We start from the raw sequence: 23,955 nt of genomic DNA, 5'->3' as shown, positions 1-23,955 counted from the left end.
TGCTGCCACGGGCCTCGGACGGCGAGCGAGCGCAGGGGAGGGAAAGCGCGGAGGGGGATCGGGTGATCAAGAGGGAGATGTCCTCTTGGAGAAGGAGCTCCTTTGAGAAGAACCCTCCGTCTGGCGGCTGCCGGCTTAATGGCCACCGCCGCTCTCGGCGTGGCACCCCCGGCCGGCGCCGATCCCCCCGGTCGTTCGGCGGCGCCGCTGCCGGCCGGGAAGTCGTGGACCGTCACACTCGTCACCGGTGACGTGGTCCGGGTCCGCACGAACGCCGGCAAGGTCCCCACGGTGTCCGTCACGCCCGGTGAGGGGCGCCGGAGCACGGCTTTCGGCACCTCCGTCCGGCCCGACGGAAGCATCCGGGTCATCCCCGCCGACATGGCCCCGCGGATCGGGAAGATGCTGGATCCCGCGCTGTTCGACGTCACCGGGCTGATCAAGCAGGGGTACGACGACTCTCGGACCAAAGAGGTGCCGCTGATCGTGCAGCGGGAGCCGGGCGCTCCCTCGACGCTGGGCGGCACCCTGCGGGAGGGGCGCCGGCTTCCCAGCCTCGGCGCCGTGGCGGCCCGGCAGCCCAAACGCCAGGCGCACCGCTTCGGCGCGGCGCTGAAGCAGCGGTCTCCGGGCGTCCGCAGGGTCTGGCTGGACCGCCGGATCCGGGCGAGCGCCATCACCGCCGCCAAGGCCGCGACGCTGGACCGCAATCTCACCCAGGTCGGCGCGCCGTCCGCGTGGAACGCGGGCTACACCGGTGCGGGCGTCAAGGTCGCGGTCCTCGACACCGGGGCCGACCCGGAGCACCCCGATTTGAAGGGCCGGATCGCCGAGAGCCAGGACTTCTCGGACACCGGGTCCACCGTCGACCGGTTCGGCCACGGCACGCACGTGGCCGCCACGGTCGCCGGAACCGGGCAGGGCTCCGGCGGTGAACGAAAGGGCGTGGCGCCCGATGCGTCGCTGCTGGTCGGCAAGGTCCTCGACGACGAGGGCTTCGGCACCGACTCGATGGTCATCGCCGGCATGGAGTGGGCCGCGCCCCGCGCCAGGGTGGTCAACATGAGCCTGGGCGGCTTTGATCCCTCCGACGGGAAGGACCCGCTGTCCACCGCCCTCGACCGGCTCACCGAGCAGCACGGCACGCTGTTCGTGACGGCCTCGGGCAACGATGGGATGCTCGCCGGGGTCCCCGCTCCGGCCGCCGCGGGTTCCGCGCTCACGGTCGGCGCGGTGGACGGCCAGGACAGGCTCGCGGACTTCTCCAACCGGGGTCCGCGAAGCGGCGGGCATCCCGTCGCCAAGCCGGAGATCGTGGCGCCGGGGGTGGACGTGGTCGCCGCCCGCGCCGCAGGCACGTCGATGGGCCGTCCGATCGACTCCCGCTACACGGCGGCCAGCGGCACCTCGATGGCCACCCCGCACGTGGCCGGGGCCGCCGCGCTGGTCGCGCAGCGGCATCCGAGCTGGAAGTCCGCCGATCTCAAAGCCGCGCTGACCGGCGCGGCCGCCCCCGCGGCGGGCGGCGACGTCTTCGAACGCGGCGCCGGCCGGCTGGACGCGGGCGCCGCCGCCACCGCACCCGTCACCGCCGGGCAGAGCATCATCGACCTGGGCAGCACCGCGTTCGGGAGCACTGAGCCGCTCGCCGGCGAGGTGAGCTGGACCGGGCGGACGGGCACGCGGCTGGACCTGTCGGTGCGGGTCACCGACCGGCAGGGCCGCGACGCGTCCGGCGCAGCGCGGCTGGACGCCTCGTCCGCGCAGGTACCCGCCGGCGGCACCGCCAAGGCGGGCCTGCGGATCGACCCGGCGAAGCTCCCGCGGCGCGGCGGCTACGGCGTCGAGGTGCTGGCCCGCGGCGGGGGCACGGTCGTGCGGACCCAGCTGACGTTCCACGCCGCACCCCGCACGCACACGCTGACGGTCAAGTCGACCCCGCCGCCGGGCGCCGAGGCGTTCACCGCGGACGCCGACGTGATCAACACCGATGACATAGCGGAGCTGCTGACCCAGATCGAGGTTCCGGGGACCACGACGATCCAGGTGCCGGAGGGCCGCTACAGCGTGATGGGGAACGTCTACGCCGACGGCACGGTCGCCATCGCGGGCGACCCCGACGTCGTGGTGGACCGCGACATGACGGTGACGCTGGACGCCGGCCGGGCGCGGCAGGTCGATGCGCGCGTCCAGGACCGGCAGACCACGACCGAGACGGTCAACGCCGCGTACTCCTACCAGATACGGCAGGGCTTCATCCTTTACGAGGCCTTCGCCGGGACCCCGGACGCAAAGGTGTACGTGCAGCCCACCGAGAACGTCACCACCGGTACTTCCAAGGCGTATTCCGGGGTCCGGCTGTCCGCCCCCGGCGAGGTGTACGACCTGGTGCGCGAGTTCGGTGACCGGTTCCCCGAGGACCCGACGTACACCGTGACGCCCGCCGAACGGAACAGGCTGGCCCGCGTGGACCAGCGGTTCGCCGCGGTCGACGGGGACACCGCCCGGCAAATGTCCCACCGGCGCAAGAGCCACCATGAGAGCGGTCTCTACCTGCTCGATGCAGGCGGTCAGGTGAAGCCCGGCACCACGCGGACCGACTACCTGTCGCCCGGTGCGCTGTGGACCGAGGTCTCCTCACCCGGCATGGTCGAATACATGGCCGAGCAGTTGCCGTTCCGCAGGGTCGAGGCCGGGGGGCGGGAGGCCTTCACGTGGGGGCGGCAGCCGGTCCGGCCGGGGCCGTACTCGCGCAACCCGAACTCCTCGCTGAGCGATTGCGAGCCCGTGCAGTCCACCCGGACGCGCGGATCGCTGCAGGCGAAGCTGGTGCCGTTCCAGGCCCGGGTCGACGGGTTCGACTGCGGATTCTTCGAGGAGGCGCCGGCGCAGCGGCTCGCCCTCTACGCCGATGACCGCAAGGTCGGGGAGAACGCCTCGTCGTTCGGCCGCTTCGACGTCCCGGCCGGGAAGGCGCGGTACCGGCTGGAGTACGACGTGGACGCGTCGAAGATGCTGCCGGTGTCGACCCGGACGTCCACGGCCTGGACGTTCACCTCCCAGGCCCCGGCGGGCCACGCGTCGGAGCTGCTGCCGCTGCTGCTCGTCGACTACGACCTGCCGCTGGATCTGGGTAACCAGCCGGCGGGCAAGGAGGCGGTCTTCACCGTCGACCGGTACGCCGGGTCGTCGCGGGTGACGTCGTTCAAGCTGTGGACGTCCGCCGACGACGGCGCGACGTGGACCGCGGTCAACGCCCGTTCGCTGGGCGGCGGCCGTTATGCCGCCGCGCTGCCCGCCTCCGGGAGCGTGTCGCTGCGCGTCGCGGCGTCCGACGACGGGGGAAGCGGTATCGACCAGCGCATCATCCGCGCCTACCGAGTCCGCTGACATCTGCCTACGGCGCTCGCCTGGCGGCTCGCCCCTAATCGGGCCTTGGCGAGCGCGACATCGCTTCGCGAACTGGCCGGTGAAGCTCGCCTCCGGCATCGCCTCACCGGCCAGGTAGCGCGCTCGCGTGGTACCTGGGGGCCACTTCGCCCAGGCCACGGCCCGCCCTGTCTAGGCTGGTGGCCATGGCCGGCGGATGGACGGACGCGGACGTCGAGCGGCTGCGCGAGCGGCTGGAGGAGCTGGTCGCCGGGCTGCCCGGTGTGACCGGCGAGGAATCGTTCGGGCACGTCTCCTTCATGCTGGGACGGCGGCGGCTCGCGTGGCTGCTGGTCGACCATCACGGCGACGGGCGGCTCGCGCTGTGCGTGAAGGCGCCGCCCGGCGAGCTGGAGACGCTGCTCGCCGCCGACCCCCAGCGCTACTTCACCCCGGCCTACGTCAGAAAATGGGTGGGCGTGGAGCTGTACGACGTCGAGCCCGACTGGGCGGAGATCGGCGCTCTGCTGGAGCAGGCCTGGCGCATGCTCGCGAGCAAGCGCGCCCTCGCCGCCTACGACGCCGAGCACTCCTGAGCCCGGACGAGGCCGCGGCGCGATATGCGGCCTGGATCCACGCGTTCCGCCATGTCTCGGGCGTCCGGTCTTTACCTCAGGCTTTTCTTCGTTGACCTGGGTTTACGCCGACATGAAGCATGGGTACTTAACGCAACGAGATCGTGACACAGGGTGAGGGAAATCTCCAGGGCCGGCAAAGGCCCCGGGTCCCGAACCCGCGGGCCAGGGGAGGGTCGGATGCGGCGGACGGCAGAGCGGAGCCCGGCCGCCGACCCCGGCATCCCTCTCGATGGCCGGTCCGGACGGCCGAGGACGTTCCGGGCCCGTCGCGTCGCCGTCGGCACCGCCCCCCTTTCGCCTTGGTGCCGGCGGCGACCGCGGCGTGCTCGGACACACCTCGGGTTCTCGGCCGTCTCGGCCCGGCGCCCGCCACTTCGCGGCCGTGGCCCACGGGACCCGGTGCCGTACGCCCCCGCGGCAGCGGGATCCACCTCGCCGGGCCGGCGGCATCGTCGAGCCGTGCCGCCGGCCCGGCCTTCCCCTGCTCCCGACCCGTGCCCGAGAAAGCGAGGTGAGCGACGAACGCAGACACCCTGTGAGCCGTGAGGAAGACCGGGCGGCCCGGACCAGACCCGACCCCCGTCCCAGGCCGCCCCAGCAGCAGGACCGCTGCACAATGCCCGGCCCGTGGTGGTGCCCCACCCCACGGGCCGCGGCATTGCGGCGCTGTCGGACGCCCCGGGACGGCTCTCAGGCCCGGTGCGAGGCGGCGCCGTCCGTGGCGCCGGAGGGCCGCTTCTGGCGGGAGGCCAGTTCGGCGCGGGCGTCGGCGACGATGCGGCGCTCGATGAAGAACGCGAGGAACGGGATCAGCCCCGCCGACACCATCAGCACCATCTGCTTCAGCGGCCAGGCCGCCTTGCGGAACAGGTCGAAGGCGACGCCCAGGTAGACGATGTAGAGCGCACCGTGGATCGGGGAGATGATCGCCGATGGGGTGCCGTTGCCGCCGATGTAGCGGACCGGCATGCCCACGAAGACCACCAGCAGCAGCATCACGCCGACGACGATGGCCATGACGCGGTACCGGTTGATGGCCGCTTCCACAGATCACCTCTCTGAGCAGTATGGGAGAGCAGGATGGGGCCGGGACTCCGGCGCCCGGCGGTTCAGTCGCGCCGGTGGGTCTCGGAGTTGAGCCGGGCGAGATAGCGGTTGTAGGCCGCCAGCTGCGGGTCCTCTTCCTCCTGCTGCCGGATGATGATCCGCTTGACCTCGGCCTCGGCGGGCTCCTCGATGACCTTGGGCGCCTTGCCGGCCGGATCGTCGCCGAGCTCGTCCCGCATCATCTTGATCCACATCACGATCACGAAGATCGCGAAGATCGGCCATTCGAAGGTGTAGGCCCAGCTGCGGTCGTTGCCCGACTGCGCGCGGTCGAACTGCCACCACCCGAAGCCGAGGAAGGCGACGAACAGGGTGATCGCCAGCGCATGCAGCCCGAGCCAGCCCGGGGTGAGGAACCTTCGCACACCACCGAGACTACCGCCGGTCCCCGCGGACCCGCGCCCGACCCCGGTCCGCCGAGGTTCGCCGCTTTCGCCCCGAACTGTCGGCGCCGGGTCCTAGGTTCACGGCATGGCGAGCAGCACGGTCACGGGCCCGGCCCAGGGCTACACGTATTCGCGTCCTTCGGAACTGGCCGGGGATCTCCTCGGCCTGTCCACCTCCGGCGGCACGACCGCCGCCGGACCCCGGGAGCATCCGCGCTTCTTCAGCGGGCTGCTGACCCGCGCCGCGCCGGCCGCGGCGGCCCTGCTGGCCGTGGCGGACGTGGCGCAGACCCGCTACCACCAGCCGCGGCCCACCTCGTTCCGCGATCCCGTGGTGACCTGCAACGGCGACCGGTTGCGGATGGAGTCGTTCTCGGCGTGCTGCGGCGTGTACGCGCGGCTGGACGTCCTGCAGCCCGCGCTGGACGGGGAGGTGCACGAGCGCGGCACCACCAACGTCGACGTCAACGGCCCGCTGCGGGAGGCGCTGGCCCGGGTGGGCGGGGACGATCCGCTGCACCTGGCGGTCGGCGCCGACGAGCTCGCGGTCACCACGCTGGACGGCGCGGTGGTGGAGAAGAAGGTGCCGCTCCCGGAGCGCTGGCTGCGCGGCTTCGCCGAGGTCCAGGTGATCACCTCGGGTTTCGATCCGCGCGCCGAGCTGCCCGGCCCGGAGGCGGTCCGGTTCCTGCGCGGGCTGCGGACCGGGCAGGCGGGCGTGCTCTGGGCGGTGCCCGCCGGGCGGGGCCTGCGGATCACCTCGCGTCCGGGGCCCGGTGCGGTGTGCCTGGCCGGCCCGGGGCGGCTCCGGACGATGCTGCCGCTGCTGCGCTTCGCCCGCGCCCTGCGCGCGTACGGCCCGGCGGTGACCGCACGGAGCGGGCCGGTGGCCTCGGTGTGGGAGCTGGAGCTGCCCGGCATGCGGTACGTGCTGGCGCTGTCCCCCGAGACGCACCGCGGGTTCTCCGGCGAGGGCGCCGTGCTGGACGCGCTCGCCACCGACGAGGCCGCCGACGATGCCGAGCTGCTGGGGGCGCTGCTGTCGTTCGAGCCGCGGGTCGAGCCGGATCTGCTGGCCGAGCGGGCGGGCATCGACCCCGGCCGGGCGCGCGCCGCGCTGACCCAGCTGGGCACGGCGGGACGGGTCGGCTACGACACGGCGGAGGCGGGCTTCTTCCATCGCGAGCTGCCGTACGACCCCGAGCGAGTGACCGCGATGAACCCGCGCCTGCGCGACGCCCGCGCACTCGCCGAGCAGGGCCGGGTCACGCTGGACGCGCAGGACGCGGCGGCGGTCGAGACGGACGGCGGCTCGTACCGCGTCCGGTTCGGCGGCGACGGCGCGTCCTGCACCTGCCGCTGGTGGACGGATCACCGCGGCGGCCGGGGCCCGTGCAAACACGTGCTCGCCGCCCGGATCGTGCGCGGGGAGGCCGTCCGATGACCATGCCCAGGGTGGACGCGCTGCATAAGGCGATCAAGGCGGGCGATGCCCGGCTCGTCGCGGAGCTGGTGGCGGGTCTCGCGGACGAGGAGCGGCGCCGGGCCGCCCAGGAGCTGCCCGGCCTGCTGAGTGATCTCCGGGAGGCCGACCAGTCGTGGATGTGGCGCGCCTCGGCGACCAAGTCGGCGCTGCTGGTGGCCGGTGCGGGCTGCGTCTCGGGCCCGGCGGCGGCCGCGCAGTGGCTGGGCCGTGCGGATCTGCGGCCGAGAGACGCCTTCGGCTTCGACGTGCGCGGCCACGTGGCGCTGGTCGTCCAGGCGACCGGGGATCGCCCGGCCGGGTGGCGGGCCGAGGTGGGGCGGCGCCTCGCCGGGCGGCTGCGCGTCACCGACCAGATGGGCTGGGGCGGGGACGAGGCCGCCTGGTGGACCTGTGCGCTCCTGCTCCGCTCCGCCGGGGCGCCCCCGCCCGCGGACGACGCGTTCGCGGTGGGCTTTGTGCGCTGGACGAGCCCGGCCGACCTGGCGGACCACCCGTTCACCGACGCCCTGATCCAGCGGATCTTCGAGGTGGAGGCCATCGGCCGGGAGATCGTCAGGTTCGCCGAAGGCCGGCACTGGAGGGACGCCCTGATCGCACGGGTCGAGCGCGGCGAGCTGGGACGCGAGGCGCTGCTGGACGGCTGCCTCCGCCGGTTCCTGCGCGGTGGCGCCCAGGGCGATCTGCGGTGGTACGCCGCCCTGCACGACCGGCTGGCACCCGATCTCGGCGAGGCGACCGCCCGGCTCCGCGACTACCTGCGGCTGCTGCCCACGGCGCCCGTCCCGGTCGCCGAGATCGCGCTGCGCGAGGTGCGCCGGGTCGACGACGCCGGGGGCCTGGACGGTGCCGCGTACGCCGAGGCCGCGGCGGCGCTGATGTTTCGTCCGGAGCGGAAGCTGGTGCGGGCCGCGCTGCCCTGGCTTGCCGAGAGCGCCGGGCGCGGTGGCGATGGGGCCCGGGTGGACTCGGTCCTCTCCGCGCTGGCGGTCGCGTTCGGTCACGAGGCGGCCGCCGTCCGGGAACGCGCCGTCGGCATCGCCGTCAAGCACGGAGCCGAGGCGGGCGAGCGGGTCCGGCGGGAGGTGCGGGACGCCGCCGCGGCGCTGCCGCATGATCTTCGCGAGCGGATCGCGGCGGTCTTCGGCGAGGTCGAGGCCCCGGCCGCCGAGCCGGCCGCGCTCCCCCTGATGCCACCGCCCGCAGCGTTCCCCGGGCCGATCGGGTCGGCCGCGGAGCTGGCCGAGGAGATCGCCGCCCTGCTGCGCGCCGAACCGTCCTGGACCGATGTCGAACGGTTCACGGCCGGGATCGTCGATCTGGCCCATCGCGACGCGGAGGCCGCCCGAACCGCCCTGAAAGGCATCCTCCAGGACGGCCGGACGGCCTGGTACATGGCGGACGACTTCGACCGGTTCGTGTACTCGCCGCACGCCTGGCCGGTACTGGTGGCCCGCTCGTTCCTGGTGCCGAAGTGGCGGCCGGAGCCCACGAGCCCGCTGCGTTTCGACGGCCACCGGACGCCCAGGCCGTACGACCCCCCGATGGGCCTGTTGCTGATCCGGCGGATGCGTGAGATCGCCGCGATGGTCGGGCGGACGCCGCTCTTGCTGGCGACCTCCACGTCGACCAACGGCCATCTGGACCCGGAGGAGCTGGTCGCCCGCGTGGAACGGCTCGAGGCGGCAGGGCTGGAGCCCGGCCCCCTCGACCTCGCCCAGGCCCTGCTGCGGCTCCCCCGCGACGCCGCCCTGTCCGGCCGCGCGCGACGGCTGGGGTCTCCGGCGGGGAAGGCACTGGTGTCGTGGCTGGAGGCCGGCGGCCTCCCCGACCCGGTCGTCGAACTCGCCGTGGCCCGGCTCCCCGAGGACCCGGGCCTGCCTCCGGCCGCTCTCATGGGCCTCGTGCGGCCGAGCGGCGACGTCCCGGACGACCTCGCCCCGCTCTCCCACCATCCCGGCGACAACCCGTTCTGGCGGCGGACTCCGGAGAAGTACTTCTCGCTCGGCCACTTCTTCAGCCCCGTCCGCTGGTGGCCCGCCATGGCGCCGTCCCACACCGAGCTCGTGGCGGCGCACATGCTGCCGCGGCTGGCGCCGGCGCTGGAGTTCCCTTCCGAGCAGGGGGCGGCGCTGCTGGGCCTGGCGGAGTCCGACGGGCCGACCGGCGTCGCGACGGGGGCCGCGCTCGCCTACGGCCTGGGCGTCGAGCCCGTGCGGGAGCGGGCCGGGGCCGTCGACGCGCTGCTGCACATGGCGGCGCGCGGCCGGCTGCCCGCCGCCGAGGTGGGCACGGCCGCGGGGACGCTGGCCGGGCACCGGGCGATCAAGCTGAACCGGGTGGTCGCCGCGCTCGGCGAGGCCGCCGCGGGCGGAGCGCAGGCCGCGGTGTGGACGGCGGTCGAGGCCGCCCTCCCGGCGGCCCTCGCCGCCCACGCGGACAAGCCGGTGCCGGGCATGGCCGATCTGCTGGCGCTGGGCGTCCGGACGGCCGAGGTGGCCGGGGCGCGGGGCCGGGTGCCGGACGAGCTGGCGGCGGCCGCCGGGCGCGGCGGCTCCAGCCGGACGGTCAAGGAGGCCGTCCGGCTCCGCGATCTGCTCACCCGCGGGTGATCGCGCAATGATACCCCCTTGCCGTATAGTGATCGGGCCTTTCATGAATAATCACGACATTCACTGCTGAACCAGGGGGCTCTATGACGGCGCCGGACACCACCGCGAAACGGGCCCCCTCCGACCCGCACCCCGCGCAGCGCCGGATCCTGGCCGTGCTCACCGCGTCCCAGGTGCTCGGCGGCATCGGCGTCGCCACCGGTGTCGCGATCAGCACCCTGGCCGCCTCGACCCTGTCGGGGTCGGAGGCGATCGGCGGGCTGGCGCAGACCAGCGCGGTCGCGGGCGCCGGGGTGCTGGCCGTCCCGATGGCGCGGGCCGCCGCCCGGCGCGGCCGCCGCGCCGCGCTGGCGATCGGCTACGGCGCCGCCACCGCCGGCGCGGTGATCGCCACGACCGCCACCGCGCTCGGCAGCTGGCCGCTGCTGATGGCCGGGCTGTTCCTGGCGGGCGGCGCCACCGCGGGCGGGCTGGCCGCCCGGTACGCGGCCACCGACCTGTCCGCCCCCGGCCGCACCGCCCGCGACCTGTCGATCGTCGTCTGGGCCACCACCATCGGCTCGGTCGCGGGCCCCAACCTGGCCGACCCCGCCGACCGGATCGGCCGCGAACTGGGACTGGCCGCCTGGGCGGGCCCCTACGCGCTGGCGGCGATCGCGTTCGGCCTGACCTTGGCCGGACTCGCGGCACTGCTGCGCCCCGACCCGCTGCACGCCGCGGACCGGCCGGGGAAAGCGGGCCCCACGCGCCCCGGCGGCGGCTGGGACGTGCTGCGCACCGTCCCGCTCGCCCGCCTCGCCGTCGCCGCGATCGTGGTCAGCCACACCGTGATGGTCTCGATCATGGTGATGACCCCGGTCCACCTCGACCACGGGAATGCCGGCCTCACCGTGGTCGGTGTCGTGATCAGCCTGCACATCGCGGGCATGTACGCGCTGTCCCCGCTGCCCGGCTGGCTGGCCGACCGGTTCGGGCGGATCCCGGTCCTGCTCGGCGGGATGGCCCTCCTCGCCGCCGCGGCGGCACTGGCCGCGGTGTCGGCCCCGCACCATGTCACCCGGCTGGCGATCGCGCTCGTCCTGCTGGGACTAGGCTGGTCGTTCGGGCTCGTGGGCGGCTCGGCACTGCTGACCGATTCGGTCCCGGCCGAGCGGCGGCCCGCCGTCCAGGGCCTGTCGGACCTGCTGATGAACGGCGGCGCGGCCGTCGGCGGGCTGGCCGCCGGCGCGATCGTCACCACCCTGTCGTACGGTGCTCTCGCAACCGTCGCGATGGCACTGGTGTTCCCCATGACGGTGGCGCTCGTCCTTACCAAGCGAGGCTGACATGACAACCCAGACCCAGACCAGGACGCTGGCGTTCGGCGCGGTCGACACCGCCCTCGGACGGCTGGCGGTCGGCGCGACCGAGGCCGGCGTCGCCTGGCTGTCCTTCCGCGACTCCCCCGGCACCCGCGCCCGCGCGGCCACCCGCGCCGGGCTGCCGGTGGTCGACGACCCCGCCCGGACGGCCACCGCGCTCGAACAGCTGGCGGCCTACTTCACCGGCGAGCCGCACGCCTTCACCCTGCCCGTCGACTGGCACCTCACCTCGCCGCTCCAGCGGCAGGTGCTGGCGACGCTGTACGAGTCGGTGCCCTACGGCAAGGTCGTCACCTACGGCGAGCTGGGCGAGCGCAGCGGCGCCGGCGTCCCGGCACAGGCCATCGGGCAGGTCATGGGCGGCAACCCGATACCGGTCATCGTCCCGTGCCACCGGGTCGTCGCGTCCAACGGCCTCGGCGGCTACAGCGGCGGCTCGGGCGTCGAGGTGAAGCGCTGGCTGCTCACCCTCGAAGGGTCACTTCCGGCCACTCTCGACTGGGACCCGGGCGTCGGCCCCTGACGAACGTAGAATGAACCGGTGCCCAGAATCAGCGAGCCCACGGTCGCCGAGCATCGGGCGCGCCAGCTGCGCACCCTGCTGGACGCCGCTCGCGCGCTGGTCGCCGAGGAGGGCATCGAGGCGCTGTCACTGTCCGCGCTGGCCCGCCGGGTAGGGCTTTCCCGCCCCGGCCTGTACGAGTACTTCCGCTCCCGGGACGACCTGGTCGCCGCGATCGTCGAGGAGGAGCTGCCACGCTGGGCGTCCCTGGTCGAGGGCTCCCTGAACGCCTCGGACGACCTCCCCACCAAGATCGAGTCGTACGTCCGCACCCAGCTCGAGGTGATGACCGACGGGCGGCACGCCGCGGCCGTGGCGCTGGTCGAGCACGCGCTGGCCGAGCCCGCGCGGGAGCGGATCCGCGACGGCCACGCGCAGCTGCTGCGGCCCCTGGTCGTCGCGCTGGCCGCAGACGGAGTGCCCGAACCGGAGCTGCGGGCCGAACTCGTGCAGGGGATCGTCGACGCGGCCGCCAAGCTGGCGCAGCGCCGCGCCGGCGCCCCGGCCGCGATCGTGGACGCCGCCGTCGCGCAGGCCGTCTACGGCCTGGCCTGACCGGAAACCTCGTAGCGGACTCCGGTCAGCGACTCGGACACCTCCCAGAGCCGGGCGCCCAGCTCCGCGTCCTTGGCCTTCGACCGCGTGAGCACCTCGGTCGGGGCACCCCGGTACTGCAGCAGCCGCGGCCCGTAACAGGCGCCCGCCGCGGCGCCGGGCGCGGTCGCCGCGTACAGGGTCGGCAGTGCCCCCGCGGCGGCCGGCTGCCCGACGATCACGTTGCCCGCCCTGGTGACGCGTTCCATGACCTTGCTGCCCGCCATCCGCGGACCGGTCTCCTGCAGATTGGTGGAGGCGTACCCGGGATGGGCCGCCAGGCTCGCGACCTCCGGGACCCGCCGTCCCAGCTCCGCGGTGAAGACCAGGTTGGCGAACTTGGACTGCGCGTACGCCGTCCACTTCTCGTAGCGGCGCTCGCCCTGCAGATCGTCGAAGCGGATCCGGCCCACCCAGGCGAACCCGCTGGTCACGGTGACCACGCGCGGTGAGTCGGCGGCGCGCAGCGCGGGCAGCAGCAGCCCGGTGAGCGCGAAGTGCCCGAGATGGTTGGTGCCGAACTGCATCTCGAACCCGTCGGCGGTGGTCCGCCTGGGCAATGCCATGACCCCGGCGTTGTTGACCAGCACGTCGAGCGGCCGGTCCCGCTCACGGCCGGCGAACTCCCGCACCGAAGCCAGGTCGGCCAGGTCGAGCGCGGCCAGTTCCAGCCTCGCGTCCAGCACCGCCGCCTTGATCCGATCGAAGGCCGCCTGCCCGCGCTCGGCACTACGGCACGCAAGCACCACCTCGGCCCCGTGCCGGGCCAGCTCCAGCGCGGTGTGGAACCCGATCCCGCTGTTGGCCCCGGTAACGACCGCCCGCCGCCCGCCCAGATCCGGAATATCCGCCGCCGACCACCGCCCCATACCAAGCCTCCCTATCTTCTGGGGTCTCTGTCTATCTGGGGGGCGACCCCCCCAGACCCCCACGCAAGGGGCGCCCACCCCCTTCGCTCGCTGGCGCTCGCTCCGGGGGTACCCGCCCCTTGGCAGGGGACTCCGCCCCCCGCACCCCCCGGCAGGGGGACGCCCCCTGCACCCCCGAGCCCTTCAGCACCAGACTTCATCCAACTCTTCAATGGGCCTTGAACCAATACCGCCCGGGAAGTTTTTCGGGGGTGTGGGGGCGGAGCCCCTGCCGGGGGGCGTGGGGGGCTGGCCCCCACCGGGGTGGGTGGACCCGTAGGGAGCGCTAGCGACCGGAGGGGCCGCACGCACCGCCTGGGGGTCCGGGGGGTGGCCCCCCGGGCAGACACAGCTACTTACTTCGCGGGTAGACGTTCCTCGATGGCGGTGGTGATCTCTGCGGACTCGGGGTCGCTCTTGGGGGAGAATCTGGCGGCGACCGTGCCGTCGGGGGCGACGAGGAACTTCTCGAAATTCCAGCGGATGTCGCCGGTGTGCCCTTCGGCGTCGGGGGTGCCGACCAGGGCGTCGTAGAGGGGGTGCCGGCCCTCGCCGTTGACCTCGATCTTCTCGGTGAGGGGGAAGGTGACGCCGTAGGTGGTGGAGCAGAACTCGGCGATCTCCTCGGGGGTGCCCGGTTCCTGTCCCATGAACTGGTTGCACGGGACGCCGAGGACGGTGAAGCCCTGCTCGGCGTAGCGTTCCTGCAGCCGTTCGAGGCCGCTGTACTGGGGCGTCAGGCCGCATTTGGAGGCGACGTTGACGATCAGTACGGTCGTGCCCCGGTACTGCGCGAGGTCGGCGGACCCGCCGCGCAGACCCGCGATCTCCACATCGTAGACAGACATGCGCCTGATCCTAGGGCCTGCCTTGAAGTGGCCTCAGGTACCGCGCGAGCGCGCTACCTGGCCGGTGGGGCGACGCCGGAGGCGAGCCTCACCGGCCAGATCGCGAAGCGATGTCGCGCTCGCCGAGGCCCGGTCAGGGGCGAGCCGCCAGGCGAGCCCCGTAGGCCGGGACTTAGAGACAGAGCGCGCTCACCCGCCGCCGAGGTCCACGCCGTTCACGAACGCGGCAAGCTGGTTCCCCGCCGTGCCGAGCTGCGAGAAGGCGTTGTTGACCATGTCGGCCGCCTCCCCTGGTGAGCTGAGCAGGTAGAAGATCAAGAAGACGATGCCAACACGCTGGAGGTTCTTCTTGTTCATGCCAAACGCCGTCCCTTAGTTGCGCAGCCGACACACTGACCCGATTCAATTGTGCCCAGCTACTTCTGCCCGCAAAGCGATATTTTACTGTGACGGCGGGGCCAGCGGTCGATCCCCCCGCGCGATGGGACCGGTGTTTCGCGCCCCTCACGCAGAGCAGCCCCGCACCCACGCAGGGTACGGGGCCGGTGGACCGCGCGTCAGGGAATGGCGCTCACGAACTGCGACATGGACTCGGCGGCGCCGCCGAGCCCGCCCAGCGTGCTGTTCACCAGGCTGGCGGCACCCTCGGGCCGGCTGATCACGTACCACACCGCGAAGGCGATCGCGGCCAGCTTCACGTGCTTCTTGTTCACGTTCCCCTACTCTCCGAGTCCACTTGCCTACAGAGAGTAGTTCCCCGTCTACCCGGAACGGAGATCAAGAGTGGGTAAAGAACGCCGGCCGCTCAGTGTGCTCAGGGTTCCGGGGGCGCGTCGGCCTGGGCGAGGTAGCCGATGTAGAGCGGCCGGAGCGCGTCGGCCATCTCGCCCTCGCCCGCGTGCGTGAACTCCTCCAGGAGCGACAGGCCGTGCAGGAGGTCGAACTTGGCCCGGTCGAGGTTGCCGAGTGAAGCGGCCGCGGCCGGGATGGCGCGCAGCAGTTCCCACAGGAAGCCGACGTCACGGCGCTCGCGGGCGCGGGCCAGCGCCAGGCCGTGCAGTTCCTTGGACGACAGGTTCTCCAGCCGCGCGGCGGCGTCGGGGGTCACATCGGACATGAACCGACTCTAACCGCGCGGCCGGACTCTAATCGCCCCCGGCGCCGCCGGGGCTACTTCTGGGTGGCGTCCTGCGGGATCTTCTGGTCGTTCCGCAGCGCCTCGAACAGGGCTCCGGACTTGCGCTTGTCCCAGGTGATGTAGGCGCCCACCGACGGCGAGGAGCCGTTGCCGCCGATCGGGACCGCGGTGGTGATGCCGTCGCCGCCGCTGACGCCCTTCATCGCCCACATCATGCGGACCAGGTCGTACAGGTGGTCGTCCTCGTCCACGAGGAAGTTGCTGGTGGCGTTGAGGGCCAGCGGGATGCCGCGGGCCGGGTTGAACATCACGCCGGGGCTGGTGGACTTCTTCATGAGCGCGCCGAAGAACTGCCGCTGGCGCTCGACCCGGTCGAGGTCGGCGCGGGCCGAGGCGCGGGTGCGGACGTAGCCGAGCGCCTGGGCGCCGTCGAGGGTCTGGCAGCCCGCCGGGAGGTTCAGCCCGGCCTTGGGGTCGCGCATCCGCTCCTTGAGGCACATCTCGACGCCGCCGACGGAGTCCACAACGCCGACGAACCCGCCGAAGCCGATCTCGGCGTAGTGGTCGATCCGCACGCGGGTGGCCTGCTCGACCGTCTTCACCAGCAGCTTGGGGCCGCCGAAGGCGAACGCGGCGTTGAGCTTGTTGCTCCCGCGGCCGGGGATGGGCACGTAGGAGTCGCGCGGCAGGCTGACCAGCGAGGTGCCGCCCGCGCCGTAGTGCAGCAGCATCATGGAGTCGGTGCGGCGGCCCTCGGCCTTGCCGGTGGCCATCCGCTTGCGGTCGGCGGCCGACAGGCCCTCGCGGCTGTCGGACCCGACGATCAGCCAGTTGGTCCCCGGCGTGTCGGCGATCCGTCCGGCCTGGTCGAGCACCGGCTCGCGCTTGAGCCGCGAGTCGAGGTAGAAGTACCCGCCGACGCTCGCGACCAGGACCAGTACCAGCAGCACGGCGAAGACGCGCGGCCAGCGCCTCCGGCGGCGCGGCATATCGTCGTAGAGGTCCCGTCCGCCGTACGGGTCGGCCGGGTGCGTGGCCGCGTAGCCGGCGTACTGGTCTCCGCCATAGCCGCCACCGTACGGATCGCGCTCGTCCGCGTACTCGGCCGGCCCTGCGGGCCTGTTGCGTGCCATCCCGCGCTCCTCCCCTCCTGGCCAGGCGTCGGTCATGCCGTAGACCCTAGGGCACTCCCACCACCGGACGCCTCCCTCAGCCGCATGATTGTCCACTGCTCCAAATCAATACGGCTTGTGACATATGAAGCTGACCCCGTCCTACTGACGGTGCACACTGCCCGTGGGTGGTACGTGCGGGCGGAGGGCGGCGGATGGGTTCTCGGCGACATTTCTCACTCCGTGGACGTGTTCGCAGGCTCACCGGCCTCCTGAGCCCCTTTCGCCTCTGGCGTCCCAATACGCCGGAAGAGGGACCCGGCACGGCGCTGCCCGATCTGGCGGAGCACACGTGGACGGCCCGCACCGGGGAGCTGGCCGGGACCAGCATGCGGACGATGGCGCGGCGGCTGCCGTCGGTGATCGGGCGCTCGACCCGGCTGGCCTGGCGGGCGAGCCCGGCCGACACCGCGATCGCCATCGTGTGCAACCTGGTCGCGGGGGTCTTCACCGCGTTCGGGCTGCTGGCGACGACCGGGGTGCTGACGGCGCTGTTCAGTTCGGAGCCGACGCCCGACCGGGTGCGGGCGGCGCTGCCGTCGCTGGCGCTGGTGGCGGCGGCGACCACGTTGCGCGCCGCGCTGCAGGCGGCGGCCGGGTGGGCGCAGTCCCGGCTCGATCCGCAGGTGGAGCGGCTCGTCGAGCTGCGGCTGTACGAGGCGACCACGGCGGTGGAGCTGGCCGCCCTCGACGACTCCGACTTCCTGGACGACCTCAAGCGCGCGCAGGGCCGCGGCATGCTGTCGGCGCCCCGGGTCGTGGAGAACGCGGTGGACGTCCTGACCGGTGCGGTCGGCCTGGTGGCGGCGGCCGGGACGCTGGGCGTGCTGCACCCCTTCCTGCTGCCGCTGCTGCTCCTCACCGCGCTGCCGGAGGGGTGGGCGTCGATCCGGGCGGCGCGGTTGGGGTACCTCACCGAGCTCGCCTTGGTGGGCGTGGCACGGCGGAAGTGGATCCTGTCGGATCTGATGACCGACCGGCGGCACGCGGCCGAGGTCCGCTCGTTCACCATGCGGGGCTTCCTGCTCGGCGAGTACGACCGGTTCGCGTCCTACCAGCGCGGGGTGGAGCTGGACCTGGCCCGGCGGCAGACGGTCGCGCGGGTGTTCGGCGACATGCTCCAGGGCCTGGCGACGGCGGGTGTCTACGTCGTGCTCGGGCTGATGCTGTGGAAGGGCGCGGTGCCGCTGGCGGTGGCGGGGACGGCGGTGCTGGCCATCCGCACCGGGCAGACCTCGCTGGCCAGCCTGGTGTTCGCGGTCAACCGCTGCTACGAGGAGGGCCTGTACTTCCGCGACTACCTGGAGTTCTGCGCCGAGGCGGAGCGGCGGATCCCCGAGCGGGCCCGTCCCGCCGCCGAGACCGGCCCCGAGACCGGCACCGAGACCGGCACCGGGCTGCCGGCGGACTTCGGCCTGATCACCGTCGAGAACGTGACCTTCACCTATCCCGGCGCGCGGACGCCCTCGCTGAACGGGGTCTCGCTGGAGATCGCGCGGGGCGAGGTGGTGGCGCTGGTCGGCGAGAACGGGTCCGGGAAGAGCACCCTGGCCAAGATCCTCGCCGGGCTGTACGACCCGGAGGGCGGCGAGGTCCGCTGGGACGGGGTCCCGCTGCGCGCCGTGCCGCCCGAGCACGTGTGGCGGCACATCGCGGTGATCGCGCAGGAGTACACGCACTGGCCGATGACCGCGCGGCAGAACATCACCATGGGCCGGGCGGCCGGCGAGGAGGAGCTGCTGGCGGCGGCGCGGGCGGCGGGCGCCGACGAGGTGGTGGACCACCTCGCGCGCGGCTACGACACGCTGCTGGACCGCCGGTTCGAGGGCGGCGCCGAGCTGTCGGGCGGCCAGTGGCAGCGGCTGGCGGTGGCGCGCGGCTTCTTCCGGGACGCGCCGCTGCTGATCTGCGACGAGCCGACCGCGGCGCTGGACGCGCGGGCCGAGCACCATCTGTTCGAGCGGATCCGCACGCACGCCGACGGCCGCACCGTGCTGCTGATCACGCACCGGCTGGCCAGCGTCCGGCACGCCGACCGGATCTACGTGCTGGAGCAGGGCAAGGTGATCGAGGAGGGCGACCACGCGCGGCTGATGGCGCTGGACGGCCTGTACGCCGAGCTGTACCGGCTGCAGGCCGCCGCCTACCGGGCGCCCAGCGATCAGATGTAGGGGCCGGTGGGCAGGTCCAGGTCGCGCCTGACGGGCTCGATCGGGACGTCCTCGGGACGCAGCAGCCGCACCTCGGCATGGTCCACGGGCGCGCCGGACCGCTCGCCCGACGCCCCGTCCCCGGCGGTGATCCGCTGCGCCTGCCGGGCGATCGCCTTCTCCAGGACGTTGCGCACCAGCCGCGCGTTGCCGAACGAGGCGCCGCGCTGCTCGGCGGCCAGCCTGCGGCGCAGCGCCGCCAGCGTGCCGTCGGCCAGCGCGAAACCGGCCTCGGCCGCCATCGCCTCGAAGATGGTGGCCAGCTCGTCGTCGCTGTAGTCGGGGAACCGCAGCGCCTTGGGGAAGCGGGACTCCAGCCCCGGGTTGAACTTCAGGAACCGCTCCATCTCGGCCTCGTACCCGGCGACGATCACCACCAGGTCGGAGCGGTGCTCCTCCATCAGCTTCAGCAGCTCGGCGACCGCCTCGTGGCCGAAGTCGCGCCGGTCGCCGCCGCCCGCGCTCAGCGCGTACGCCTCGTCGACGAACAGCACCCCGCCCAGCGCCCGGTCGATCGCGGACCGCACCCGGTGCGCGGTCTGCCCGATGAACTCCGCCACCAGGTCGGCCCGGGTGACCTCGACCAGATGCCCGGACGACAGCAGGCCCAGCTGGGCGTACACGGCGGCGATCAGCCGGGCCACGGTGGTCTTGGCGGTGCCCGGATTGCCCATGAACACCATGTGCCGGGCCGGGAACCCCAGCGGCACCCCCGCCTCCCGGCGCCGCTCCTCCATCCGCGCCTCGGCGACCAGCGCGCTGATCTCCCGCTTGATCTCGTCCAGGCCGATCAGCCGCTCCACCTCCGCGAGGGGGTCGCCGGGCACCGCGTCGCGGCCGGGGGCCAGGGTGTCGGGCACGTCCTCGAAGAGGATCTCGTGCAGCGACTCGGTCTCGTCCACGACGCCGTCGGCCAGGACGCGCCGGCCCTGGTTGGCCACCGCCCGGTCCAGCAGGCCGTTCATGGTGCGGGCGTTGCCGAAGCCGCGGTCGCGGGGCGCGGCCCGCACCAGCGCGGCCACCCGGTCCAGGACGCCGCCGGCCAGCGCGAACCCGGACGCGGCCGCCTTCGCCTGGAACACCTCGACGAGCTCGTCCTCGGTGAGGTCGGGGAAGCGGACGGTGCGGGGAAAGTAGGCGGCCAGCTCCTCGTGCGACTTCAGCAGCCCGTTCAGCTCGGCCTCGGGGCCGGTCAGCACCACCACCAGGTCGCTCGGGTGCGCCTGCACCGCGCCGAGCAGCACGTCCACGATCTCGCGGCCGCGGGCCGCCTCCGCCGAGGCGAAGGCGTGCGCGTCCCGGACCAGCAGGACGCCGCCGACCGCGCGCTCCACCGCCCGGCGCACCTTCATCGCACTCTCGCTGCTGTACTCGCCGAGCAGGTCGGCCCGGTCGACCTCGAACAGGTGGCCGGTGGACAGCACGCCCAGGTCGGCGTACACGGTGCCGAGGATCTGCGCGACCTTGCTCTTGCCGGTGCCCGGGTTGCCGGTGAAGACCAGGTGGCGGGGCCGGGCGGCGACCGCCATGCCCGCCTCCTCGCGCAGCCGCGCCGCGCGGGCCTCGGCGACCAGCGCCTCCACCTCGCGCTTGACCGGCTCGATCCCGGCCATCGCGGCCAGCTCGGCGAGCGGGTCGTGCACCGCGCCGCCGCCGCTGATCAGGCGCTGCGGCAGGTCGGCGGCGGTGACCTCCGGGTCGGACCCGGCGGCGCGGGCCCGCGCGGCGGTCACCGCCTGGCCGGCCAGATGCTCGGCCAGCCGGGCGCCGCGCAGGTTCAGCAGCGGCGGGGTGCGGGTGATCAGCACCCCGGCGGTCGCGGCGACCGCCCGGGTCACCGGGACGCCGCGCGCGGCGACGGCTCGGCGGAACAGCTCGGCGTACTCCTGCTCGCCGAACTCGCGGGTCCGGGTCACCTCGAAGGACCGCACCAGCGCAGGGTTGGCGTCGAACAGCCGCCGGTCGCCGCCGGGACGGCACAGCGCGACCACGTCCAGGCCGGGCGAGCGCGCCATCAGGCGGCGCAGCTCCTCCAGGGCGGCGGCGCCGCAGCGCTCGTAGCCGACCAGCCGCTCCAGGTCGTCGACGACCAGCAGCAGCCGTCCCTCGACGCACTCGCGGACCCTGGCCTGCAGCCACAGCACGGCGTCGCTGACGCCGAGGGAGGCGAACACCTGGTCGGAGATCCACAGCGCCTCGCGGACGATCCCGCGCTGGGCGAGCAGCCGTTCCAGGATCTCGGCGGCGGTGCCCTTGCCGGTGCCCTCGGAGCCGGTGACCAGCAGGCGGGCGGGCCGCTCCCCCGCCACCCGCGCGGCGAAGGCGTCCCGCAGGGCCCGGGTCAGCTCGGGCTGCCCGACCAGCAGCCCGGACAGGACGTCCTCGCGGTCCTCCCGCTCCGCCCGTTCGGCCGGGCGGTCGGCGGTCCCTTCCGGCTCGGCCTCGGTACCGGCCTCGGTACCGGCCTCGGTACCGGCCTCGGTACCGGCTGCCGGCAGGGACGCCTTGTTCAGCATCCGGCCGAGGGGGTTGGCGATCGGACGGTGGTCGAACAGCCGCCGCAGATCGTGCTGGAAGGCCCGGACCGGCACCCGGCAGCGCGGGCTGGTGGCCGACTCGGGCAGCCCCTGCACGGCGCCGGTGACGCGCACCGCCATGTCCAGCCAGGCGCGGCACGCGTCCGCCTCCCCCGCGACCAGGCCGCGCGCGAGCCACGCCCTGGTCTCCTGCTGCCATGCCTCGGCGGCGAACCCGGACCGCAGCGCCCGCAGCCGGTCCGCCAGGTTCTCGTAGCGGGCGGTGCCGAGCGCGACCGCCAGCTCGGCCGGGACGGCCGTCACCTCGGCGGCCAGCAGGATCCGCGCCAGCGCGGTCTCCAGCGTGCGGTCCTCCCCGACGGCGCCCGCGAGTCGTTCGTGGGCGGCGTCCAGCCCGGAGCACACCCAGCCCAGATAGCCGAGCGGGCCGGCCAGTTCGGGCAGCACGGCCAGCGTCTCGTCCGGAAGGTCGGCGTTCCAGGCCGTCTCCAGCCGCTCCTGCGGCACCGTCATCGCCTGCTCGCGCAGGACGGGGTCGTCCAGGCGCCGGTCGAACACCTCCATCAACGCGGCCCGCCGCCGCTCCAGCGGCTCCAGGCCCTCGAAGACGTCCAGGCCGGCGCGGGCCAGCCCGTACATGACGTTGCGGCGCTCGGGGTCGTCGCCCGCGGGCTCGGGCAGCCACAGGCCCGGCGGACGCCAGCGGCCGCCCTGGGTGAACCAGGCCAGCGGGTCGCGCACCGCGGGCTCGGGCGTCGCCAGGAACTCCCCGAGCAGTTCGTAGTCGACGTCGCCGCGGGAGCCGCCGCGCAGCGCCGACGCCCCCAAGAGGAACGTCAGCAGCGACCACTGCTCGGCCCCCGCCGCCGAGGTGCCGGGTCCGTAGAACTCGCTGAGCTGCCGGGTGAGCACGACCGCGCGCGGGTCGCGGTTGAACTCCAGCGCCCGCTCGCGCATCTCCTCGTACAGGCCGTCGGGCACCCGCCATGGACCGTGCGCGTACACGTCCAGGACGGGCTCGTCGGTCAGCAGCAGTTCGAGGTGTTCCGGCAACCGTGGGGCGCTCAACGTGGCTGGGCCCTTTCCTGCGGGTTCGTGAAGGGTTTCCTGTGCGATTCCTGCGGGGTCGTGCCTGCGGGGCCTGTCGGACGTGCGAATTTCACGTCTGGCATGCACCCTACGGCTCTGCACGACCGCGCACACCTTCCACCGCACCGTGCGCGACGGGTTGGCATACGGGTTCCGCTCAGGGATAGTTGTCACATGGAAAGCATCCGGTCTCCCCGCTCCGGATGCGCCGATGGGAGAGGAAGTCGCCCATGCGCCTCCTGGACGTGACCGCCCGCCCGCAGGACGGCCGCACCGTCGTGCGCCTGTGCGGCGAACTCGACATCGCCAACGGTGACGATCTGCGGGAACGGCTGGCGGCGGCGCGCCGCTCGTACGGCGACCAGCTGATCCTCGACCTGGCCGACCTGCGGTTCATGGACTCGCACGGGTTGTCGATCATCGTCGACTGCTACAAGGAGGTCTCCGGGAACGGCGGCAGCCTGGTGCTGGCCGCGCCCCGTCCGATGATCCGCCGCACCCTGGAGATCACCGGCCTGCACCGCCGGATCACCGTCCGGCCGTCGCTGGACGAGGCGCTCGCCGCCCGTCCGGACGGCGCGCCCCCCGCCGCCGACGCCCCGCCGCCCGCCGTCGCGGAAGCCAGGCGCCGCTCGTCCTGACCCGCCCCGCTCAGAGCGGCGAGGGCGTCGGGCGATCGGGCCGCGCCCGTCGCCCGACGAACGGCCCGTGGCGCGCCGCCCGGTCCACGGCAGCGGGTAGGCCCTGGCCCACTCGACGGAGCCCCGGGCGCCGAAGCCCGGTGAAGATCACCGCCCCGGACCGGACGCCGCCGCCCTGCCGGGCGGCGGCGTGGCGCGTCAGGTCCAGGTGGGTGAGGAGGTGCCGAGGGGGCCGCCGGCCGAGGCGGGCGGACCCGCCTGCGCCCTGGGCGCCACCGCCCCCGAGGAGTGCAGCCCGATCGCGTGCTTCACCAGCGTGATCAGCACCTGCTTGGTGGACTCCCGGCTGCGCGCGTCGCACTGCAGGATCGGCACGTGCGCGCTGATCGACAGCGCCTCCCGGATGTCCTCGGCGCCGAAGGGGAAATCGCCGTGGAAGCCGTTCACCCCGACCACGAACGGCAGCCCGAGCTCCTCGAAGTAGTCCACCGCGGCGAAGCAGTCCTCCAGCCGCCGGGTGTCGACCAGCACCACCGCGCCGATCGCGCCCTTCACCAGGTCGTCCCACATGAACCAGAACCGGTGCTGGCCCGGCGTGCCGAACAGGTAGAGGATCAGCTCCGAGTCGAGCGAGACCCGGCCGAAGTCCATCGCGACCGTGGTGGTCGTCTTGTCCGGCACCGCCGACAGGTCGTCCACGTCGGCGCTGGCCGCGGTCATCACCGCCTCGGTGGTGAGCGGCATGATCTCCGATACCGACCCGACGAAGGTCGTCTTGCCCACGCCGAAGCCGCCGCCCACGACGATCTTCACCGAGGTCAGCTCGGCATCCCCGCCCGGCCCGGCCGGTGGCGGGGCCTGATCAGAGGTTCCGAAGGCCACTGAGCACCCTTTCTAGAAGGCGGACGTCCGGCTGCGCGCCGGCAGGACGCGACTGGTGCAACCGCAGCAGTCCTTCAAGGCACATGTCGGCGATCAGCACCCGGGACACCCCCAGCGGCATCCGCAGCAGCGCGGAGACCTCCGCCACGGAACGGGCGGACCGGCACAGGTCCATGATCGCCCGGTATTCCGGGGTCAGCTGCGCCACGTCCCGCGGTGGGTACGGGGCCGCGGTGACCAGCGTCTCCACCGCCAGGTCGTACCGCGGCCTGGTGCGCCCACCGGTGACGGCGTACGGGCGCACCAGGGAGCTGGTGCCGGGCTCCTCCTGCTGCGGCCGCCCCCGGCGCCGGCCGGGGTCACCCGCCCAGTTCGGCGGGCCGCCCGGACCGGGTCCCCACGGATTGCCTCGATCCAT

At 73.7% G+C, this 23,955-nt stretch carries 20 protein-coding genes; 9 read left to right on the top strand and 11 right to left on the bottom strand.

Translation table 11 applies throughout. The features are described from left to right. Positions 1 to 102 precede the first annotated feature (102 nt). Both ABD340_RS14210 and ABD340_RS14205 read left to right on the top strand, forming a co-directional pair. Positions 103 to 3,390, top strand: a complete 3,288-nt coding sequence (locus ABD340_RS14210) for a S8 family peptidase (RefSeq protein WP_344589395.1) — start codon at positions 103 to 105, stop codon at positions 3,388 to 3,390. A gap of 185 nt (positions 3,391 to 3,575) precedes the next feature. Next, the gene (locus ABD340_RS14205) at positions 3,576 to 3,965 is read left to right on the top strand and encodes an MmcQ/YjbR family DNA-binding protein (RefSeq protein WP_344589394.1); all 390 of its coding nucleotides are present in this window, start codon (positions 3,576 to 3,578) and stop codon (positions 3,963 to 3,965) included. Between the two features lie 732 nt (positions 3,966 to 4,697). Here the strand turns inward: ABD340_RS14205 and ABD340_RS14200 are convergent. Further along, a complete protein-coding gene (locus ABD340_RS14200; RefSeq protein ID WP_344589393.1) occupies positions 4,698 to 5,054 on the bottom strand; it encodes a DUF3817 domain-containing protein in 357 nt (118 codons plus the stop codon). A gap of 62 nt (positions 5,055 to 5,116) precedes the next feature. Continuing rightward, the gene (locus ABD340_RS14195) at positions 5,117 to 5,479 is read right to left on the bottom strand and encodes a hypothetical protein (RefSeq protein WP_344589392.1); all 363 of its coding nucleotides are present in this window, start codon (positions 5,477 to 5,479) and stop codon (positions 5,117 to 5,119) included. Between the two features lie 106 nt (positions 5,480 to 5,585). On the opposite strand from ABD340_RS14195, the gene ABD340_RS14190 reads away from it, so the two are divergent. The 5 genes from ABD340_RS14190 to ABD340_RS14170 all read left to right on the top strand — a co-directional run bounded on the left by ABD340_RS14190 (position 5,586) and on the right by ABD340_RS14170 (position 12,073). Next, complete coding sequence (locus tag ABD340_RS14190; RefSeq protein ID WP_344589391.1) at positions 5,586 to 6,944, top strand: SWIM zinc finger family protein; 1,359 nt, start codon at positions 5,586 to 5,588, stop codon at positions 6,942 to 6,944. Next, positions 6,941 to 9,595 (top strand): DUF6493 family protein, encoded by a 2,655-nt coding sequence (locus tag ABD340_RS14185; protein ID WP_344589390.1) that lies wholly within the window; start codon positions 6,941 to 6,943, stop codon positions 9,593 to 9,595. Before ABD340_RS14190 ends, ABD340_RS14185 begins: the two co-directional genes overlap by 4 nt. Before the next feature lie 83 nt (positions 9,596 to 9,678). After that, positions 9,679 to 10,920, top strand: coding sequence for an MFS transporter (locus ABD340_RS14180; protein ID WP_344589389.1), 1,242 nt, complete (start codon positions 9,679 to 9,681; stop codon positions 10,918 to 10,920). A 1-nt stretch (position 10,921) separates the two neighbouring features. Beyond that, positions 10,922 to 11,479, top strand: coding sequence for a methylated-DNA--[protein]-cysteine S-methyltransferase (locus ABD340_RS14175; RefSeq protein WP_344589388.1), 558 nt, complete (start codon positions 10,922 to 10,924; stop codon positions 11,477 to 11,479). An 18-nt stretch (positions 11,480 to 11,497) separates the two neighbouring features. Then, positions 11,498 to 12,073, top strand: coding sequence for a TetR/AcrR family transcriptional regulator (locus tag ABD340_RS14170; protein WP_344589387.1), 576 nt, complete (start codon positions 11,498 to 11,500; stop codon positions 12,071 to 12,073). Here the strand turns inward: ABD340_RS14170 and ABD340_RS14165 are convergent. From ABD340_RS14165 to ABD340_RS14140, 6 genes are all read right to left on the bottom strand, one after another. Further along, positions 12,058 to 12,981, bottom strand: a complete 924-nt coding sequence (locus tag ABD340_RS14165) for an oxidoreductase (RefSeq protein WP_344589386.1) — start codon at positions 12,979 to 12,981, stop codon at positions 12,058 to 12,060. The two genes, ABD340_RS14170 and ABD340_RS14165, sit on opposite strands and share 16 nt — an antisense overlap. Positions 12,982 to 13,376: 395 nt before the next feature. Further along, complete coding sequence (locus ABD340_RS14160) at positions 13,377 to 13,868, bottom strand: glutathione peroxidase (protein WP_344589385.1); 492 nt, start codon at positions 13,866 to 13,868, stop codon at positions 13,377 to 13,379. Between the two features lie 189 nt (positions 13,869 to 14,057). Next, positions 14,058 to 14,225, bottom strand: coding sequence for a hypothetical protein (locus tag ABD340_RS14155; RefSeq protein WP_344589384.1), 168 nt, complete (start codon positions 14,223 to 14,225; stop codon positions 14,058 to 14,060). Positions 14,226 to 14,425: 200 nt separating this feature from the next. Continuing rightward, positions 14,426 to 14,581, bottom strand: a complete 156-nt coding sequence (locus ABD340_RS14150) for a hypothetical protein (protein ID WP_344589383.1) — start codon at positions 14,579 to 14,581, stop codon at positions 14,426 to 14,428. A 101-nt stretch (positions 14,582 to 14,682) separates the two neighbouring features. Further along, positions 14,683 to 14,985 (bottom strand): hypothetical protein, encoded by a 303-nt coding sequence (locus ABD340_RS14145; protein WP_344589382.1) that lies wholly within the window; start codon positions 14,983 to 14,985, stop codon positions 14,683 to 14,685. 53 nt (positions 14,986 to 15,038) lie between these two features. Continuing rightward, a complete protein-coding gene (locus ABD340_RS14140) occupies positions 15,039 to 16,139 on the bottom strand; it encodes an LCP family protein (protein WP_344589381.1) in 1,101 nt (366 codons plus the stop codon). 194 nt (positions 16,140 to 16,333) lie between these two features. Between ABD340_RS14140 and ABD340_RS14135 the strand changes: the two genes are divergently transcribed. Then, the gene (locus ABD340_RS14135; protein WP_344589380.1) at positions 16,334 to 18,349 is read left to right on the top strand and encodes an ABC transporter ATP-binding protein; all 2,016 of its coding nucleotides are present in this window, start codon (positions 16,334 to 16,336) and stop codon (positions 18,347 to 18,349) included. Here the strand turns inward: ABD340_RS14135 and ABD340_RS14130 are convergent. Beyond that, positions 18,340 to 21,993, bottom strand: a complete 3,654-nt coding sequence (locus ABD340_RS14130; protein ID WP_344589379.1) for an AAA family ATPase — start codon at positions 21,991 to 21,993, stop codon at positions 18,340 to 18,342. The genes ABD340_RS14135 and ABD340_RS14130 overlap by 10 nt on opposite strands. A 251-nt stretch (positions 21,994 to 22,244) precedes the next feature. Between ABD340_RS14130 and ABD340_RS14125 the strand changes: the two genes are divergently transcribed. After that, positions 22,245 to 22,655, top strand: coding sequence for an anti-sigma factor antagonist (locus tag ABD340_RS14125; RefSeq protein ID WP_344589378.1), 411 nt, complete (start codon positions 22,245 to 22,247; stop codon positions 22,653 to 22,655). A 198-nt stretch (positions 22,656 to 22,853) separates the two neighbouring features. Here the strand turns inward: ABD340_RS14125 and ABD340_RS14115 are convergent, their stop codons facing one another. Beyond that, positions 22,854 to 23,477 carry a GTP-binding protein gene (locus tag ABD340_RS14115; RefSeq protein ID WP_344589618.1) on the bottom strand — a complete coding sequence of 208 codons (624 nt, stop codon included), beginning with the start codon at positions 23,475 to 23,477 and terminating at the stop codon, positions 22,854 to 22,856. Between the two features lie 40 nt (positions 23,478 to 23,517). Then, positions 23,518 to 23,955, bottom strand: a complete 438-nt coding sequence (locus tag ABD340_RS14110; protein WP_344589377.1) for a DUF742 domain-containing protein — start codon at positions 23,953 to 23,955, stop codon at positions 23,518 to 23,520.

The sequence above is a fragment of the Actinomadura vinacea genome (genome assembly GCF_039532545.1).
GTDB lineage: Bacteria > Actinomycetota > Actinomycetes > Streptosporangiales > Streptosporangiaceae > Spirillospora > Spirillospora vinacea.
Note: the sequence above shows the minus strand (reverse complement) of the source record. Positions and strands in the feature narration are given on the sequence as shown.

Bases quoted from the DNA above. Each gene is read 5' to 3' on its own strand.
- ABD340_RS14205 (WP_344589394.1), top strand. From the start codon at position 3,576: ATGGCCGGCGGATGGACGGACGCGGACGTCGAGCGGCTGCGCGAGCGG.
- ABD340_RS14190 (WP_344589391.1), top strand. From the start codon at position 5,586: ATGGCGAGCAGCACGGTCACGGGCCCGGCCCAGGGCTACACGTATTCG.
- ABD340_RS14185 (WP_344589390.1), top strand. From the start codon at position 6,941: ATGACCATGCCCAGGGTGGACGCGCTGCATAAGGCGATCAAGGCGGGC.
- ABD340_RS14180 (WP_344589389.1), top strand. From the start codon at position 9,679: ATGACGGCGCCGGACACCACCGCGAAACGGGCCCCCTCCGACCCGCAC.
- ABD340_RS14175 (WP_344589388.1), top strand. From the start codon at position 10,922: ATGACAACCCAGACCCAGACCAGGACGCTGGCGTTCGGCGCGGTCGAC.
- ABD340_RS14165 (WP_344589386.1), bottom strand. From the start codon at position 12,981: ATGGGGCGGTGGTCGGCGGCGGATATTCCGGATCTGGGCGGGCGGCGG.
- ABD340_RS14160 (WP_344589385.1), bottom strand. From the start codon at position 13,868: ATGTCTGTCTACGATGTGGAGATCGCGGGTCTGCGCGGCGGGTCCGCC.
- ABD340_RS14155 (WP_344589384.1), bottom strand. From the start codon at position 14,225: ATGAACAAGAAGAACCTCCAGCGTGTTGGCATCGTCTTCTTGATCTTC.
- ABD340_RS14145 (WP_344589382.1), bottom strand. From the start codon at position 14,985: ATGTCCGATGTGACCCCCGACGCCGCCGCGCGGCTGGAGAACCTGTCG.
- ABD340_RS14140 (WP_344589381.1), bottom strand. From the start codon at position 16,139: ATGGCACGCAACAGGCCCGCAGGGCCGGCCGAGTACGCGGACGAGCGC.
- ABD340_RS14135 (WP_344589380.1), top strand. From the start codon at position 16,334: ATGGGTTCTCGGCGACATTTCTCACTCCGTGGACGTGTTCGCAGGCTC.
- ABD340_RS14125 (WP_344589378.1), top strand. From the start codon at position 22,245: ATGCGCCTCCTGGACGTGACCGCCCGCCCGCAGGACGGCCGCACCGTC.
- ABD340_RS14110 (WP_344589377.1), bottom strand. From the start codon at position 23,955: ATGGATCGAGGCAATCCGTGGGGACCCGGTCCGGGCGGCCCGCCGAAC.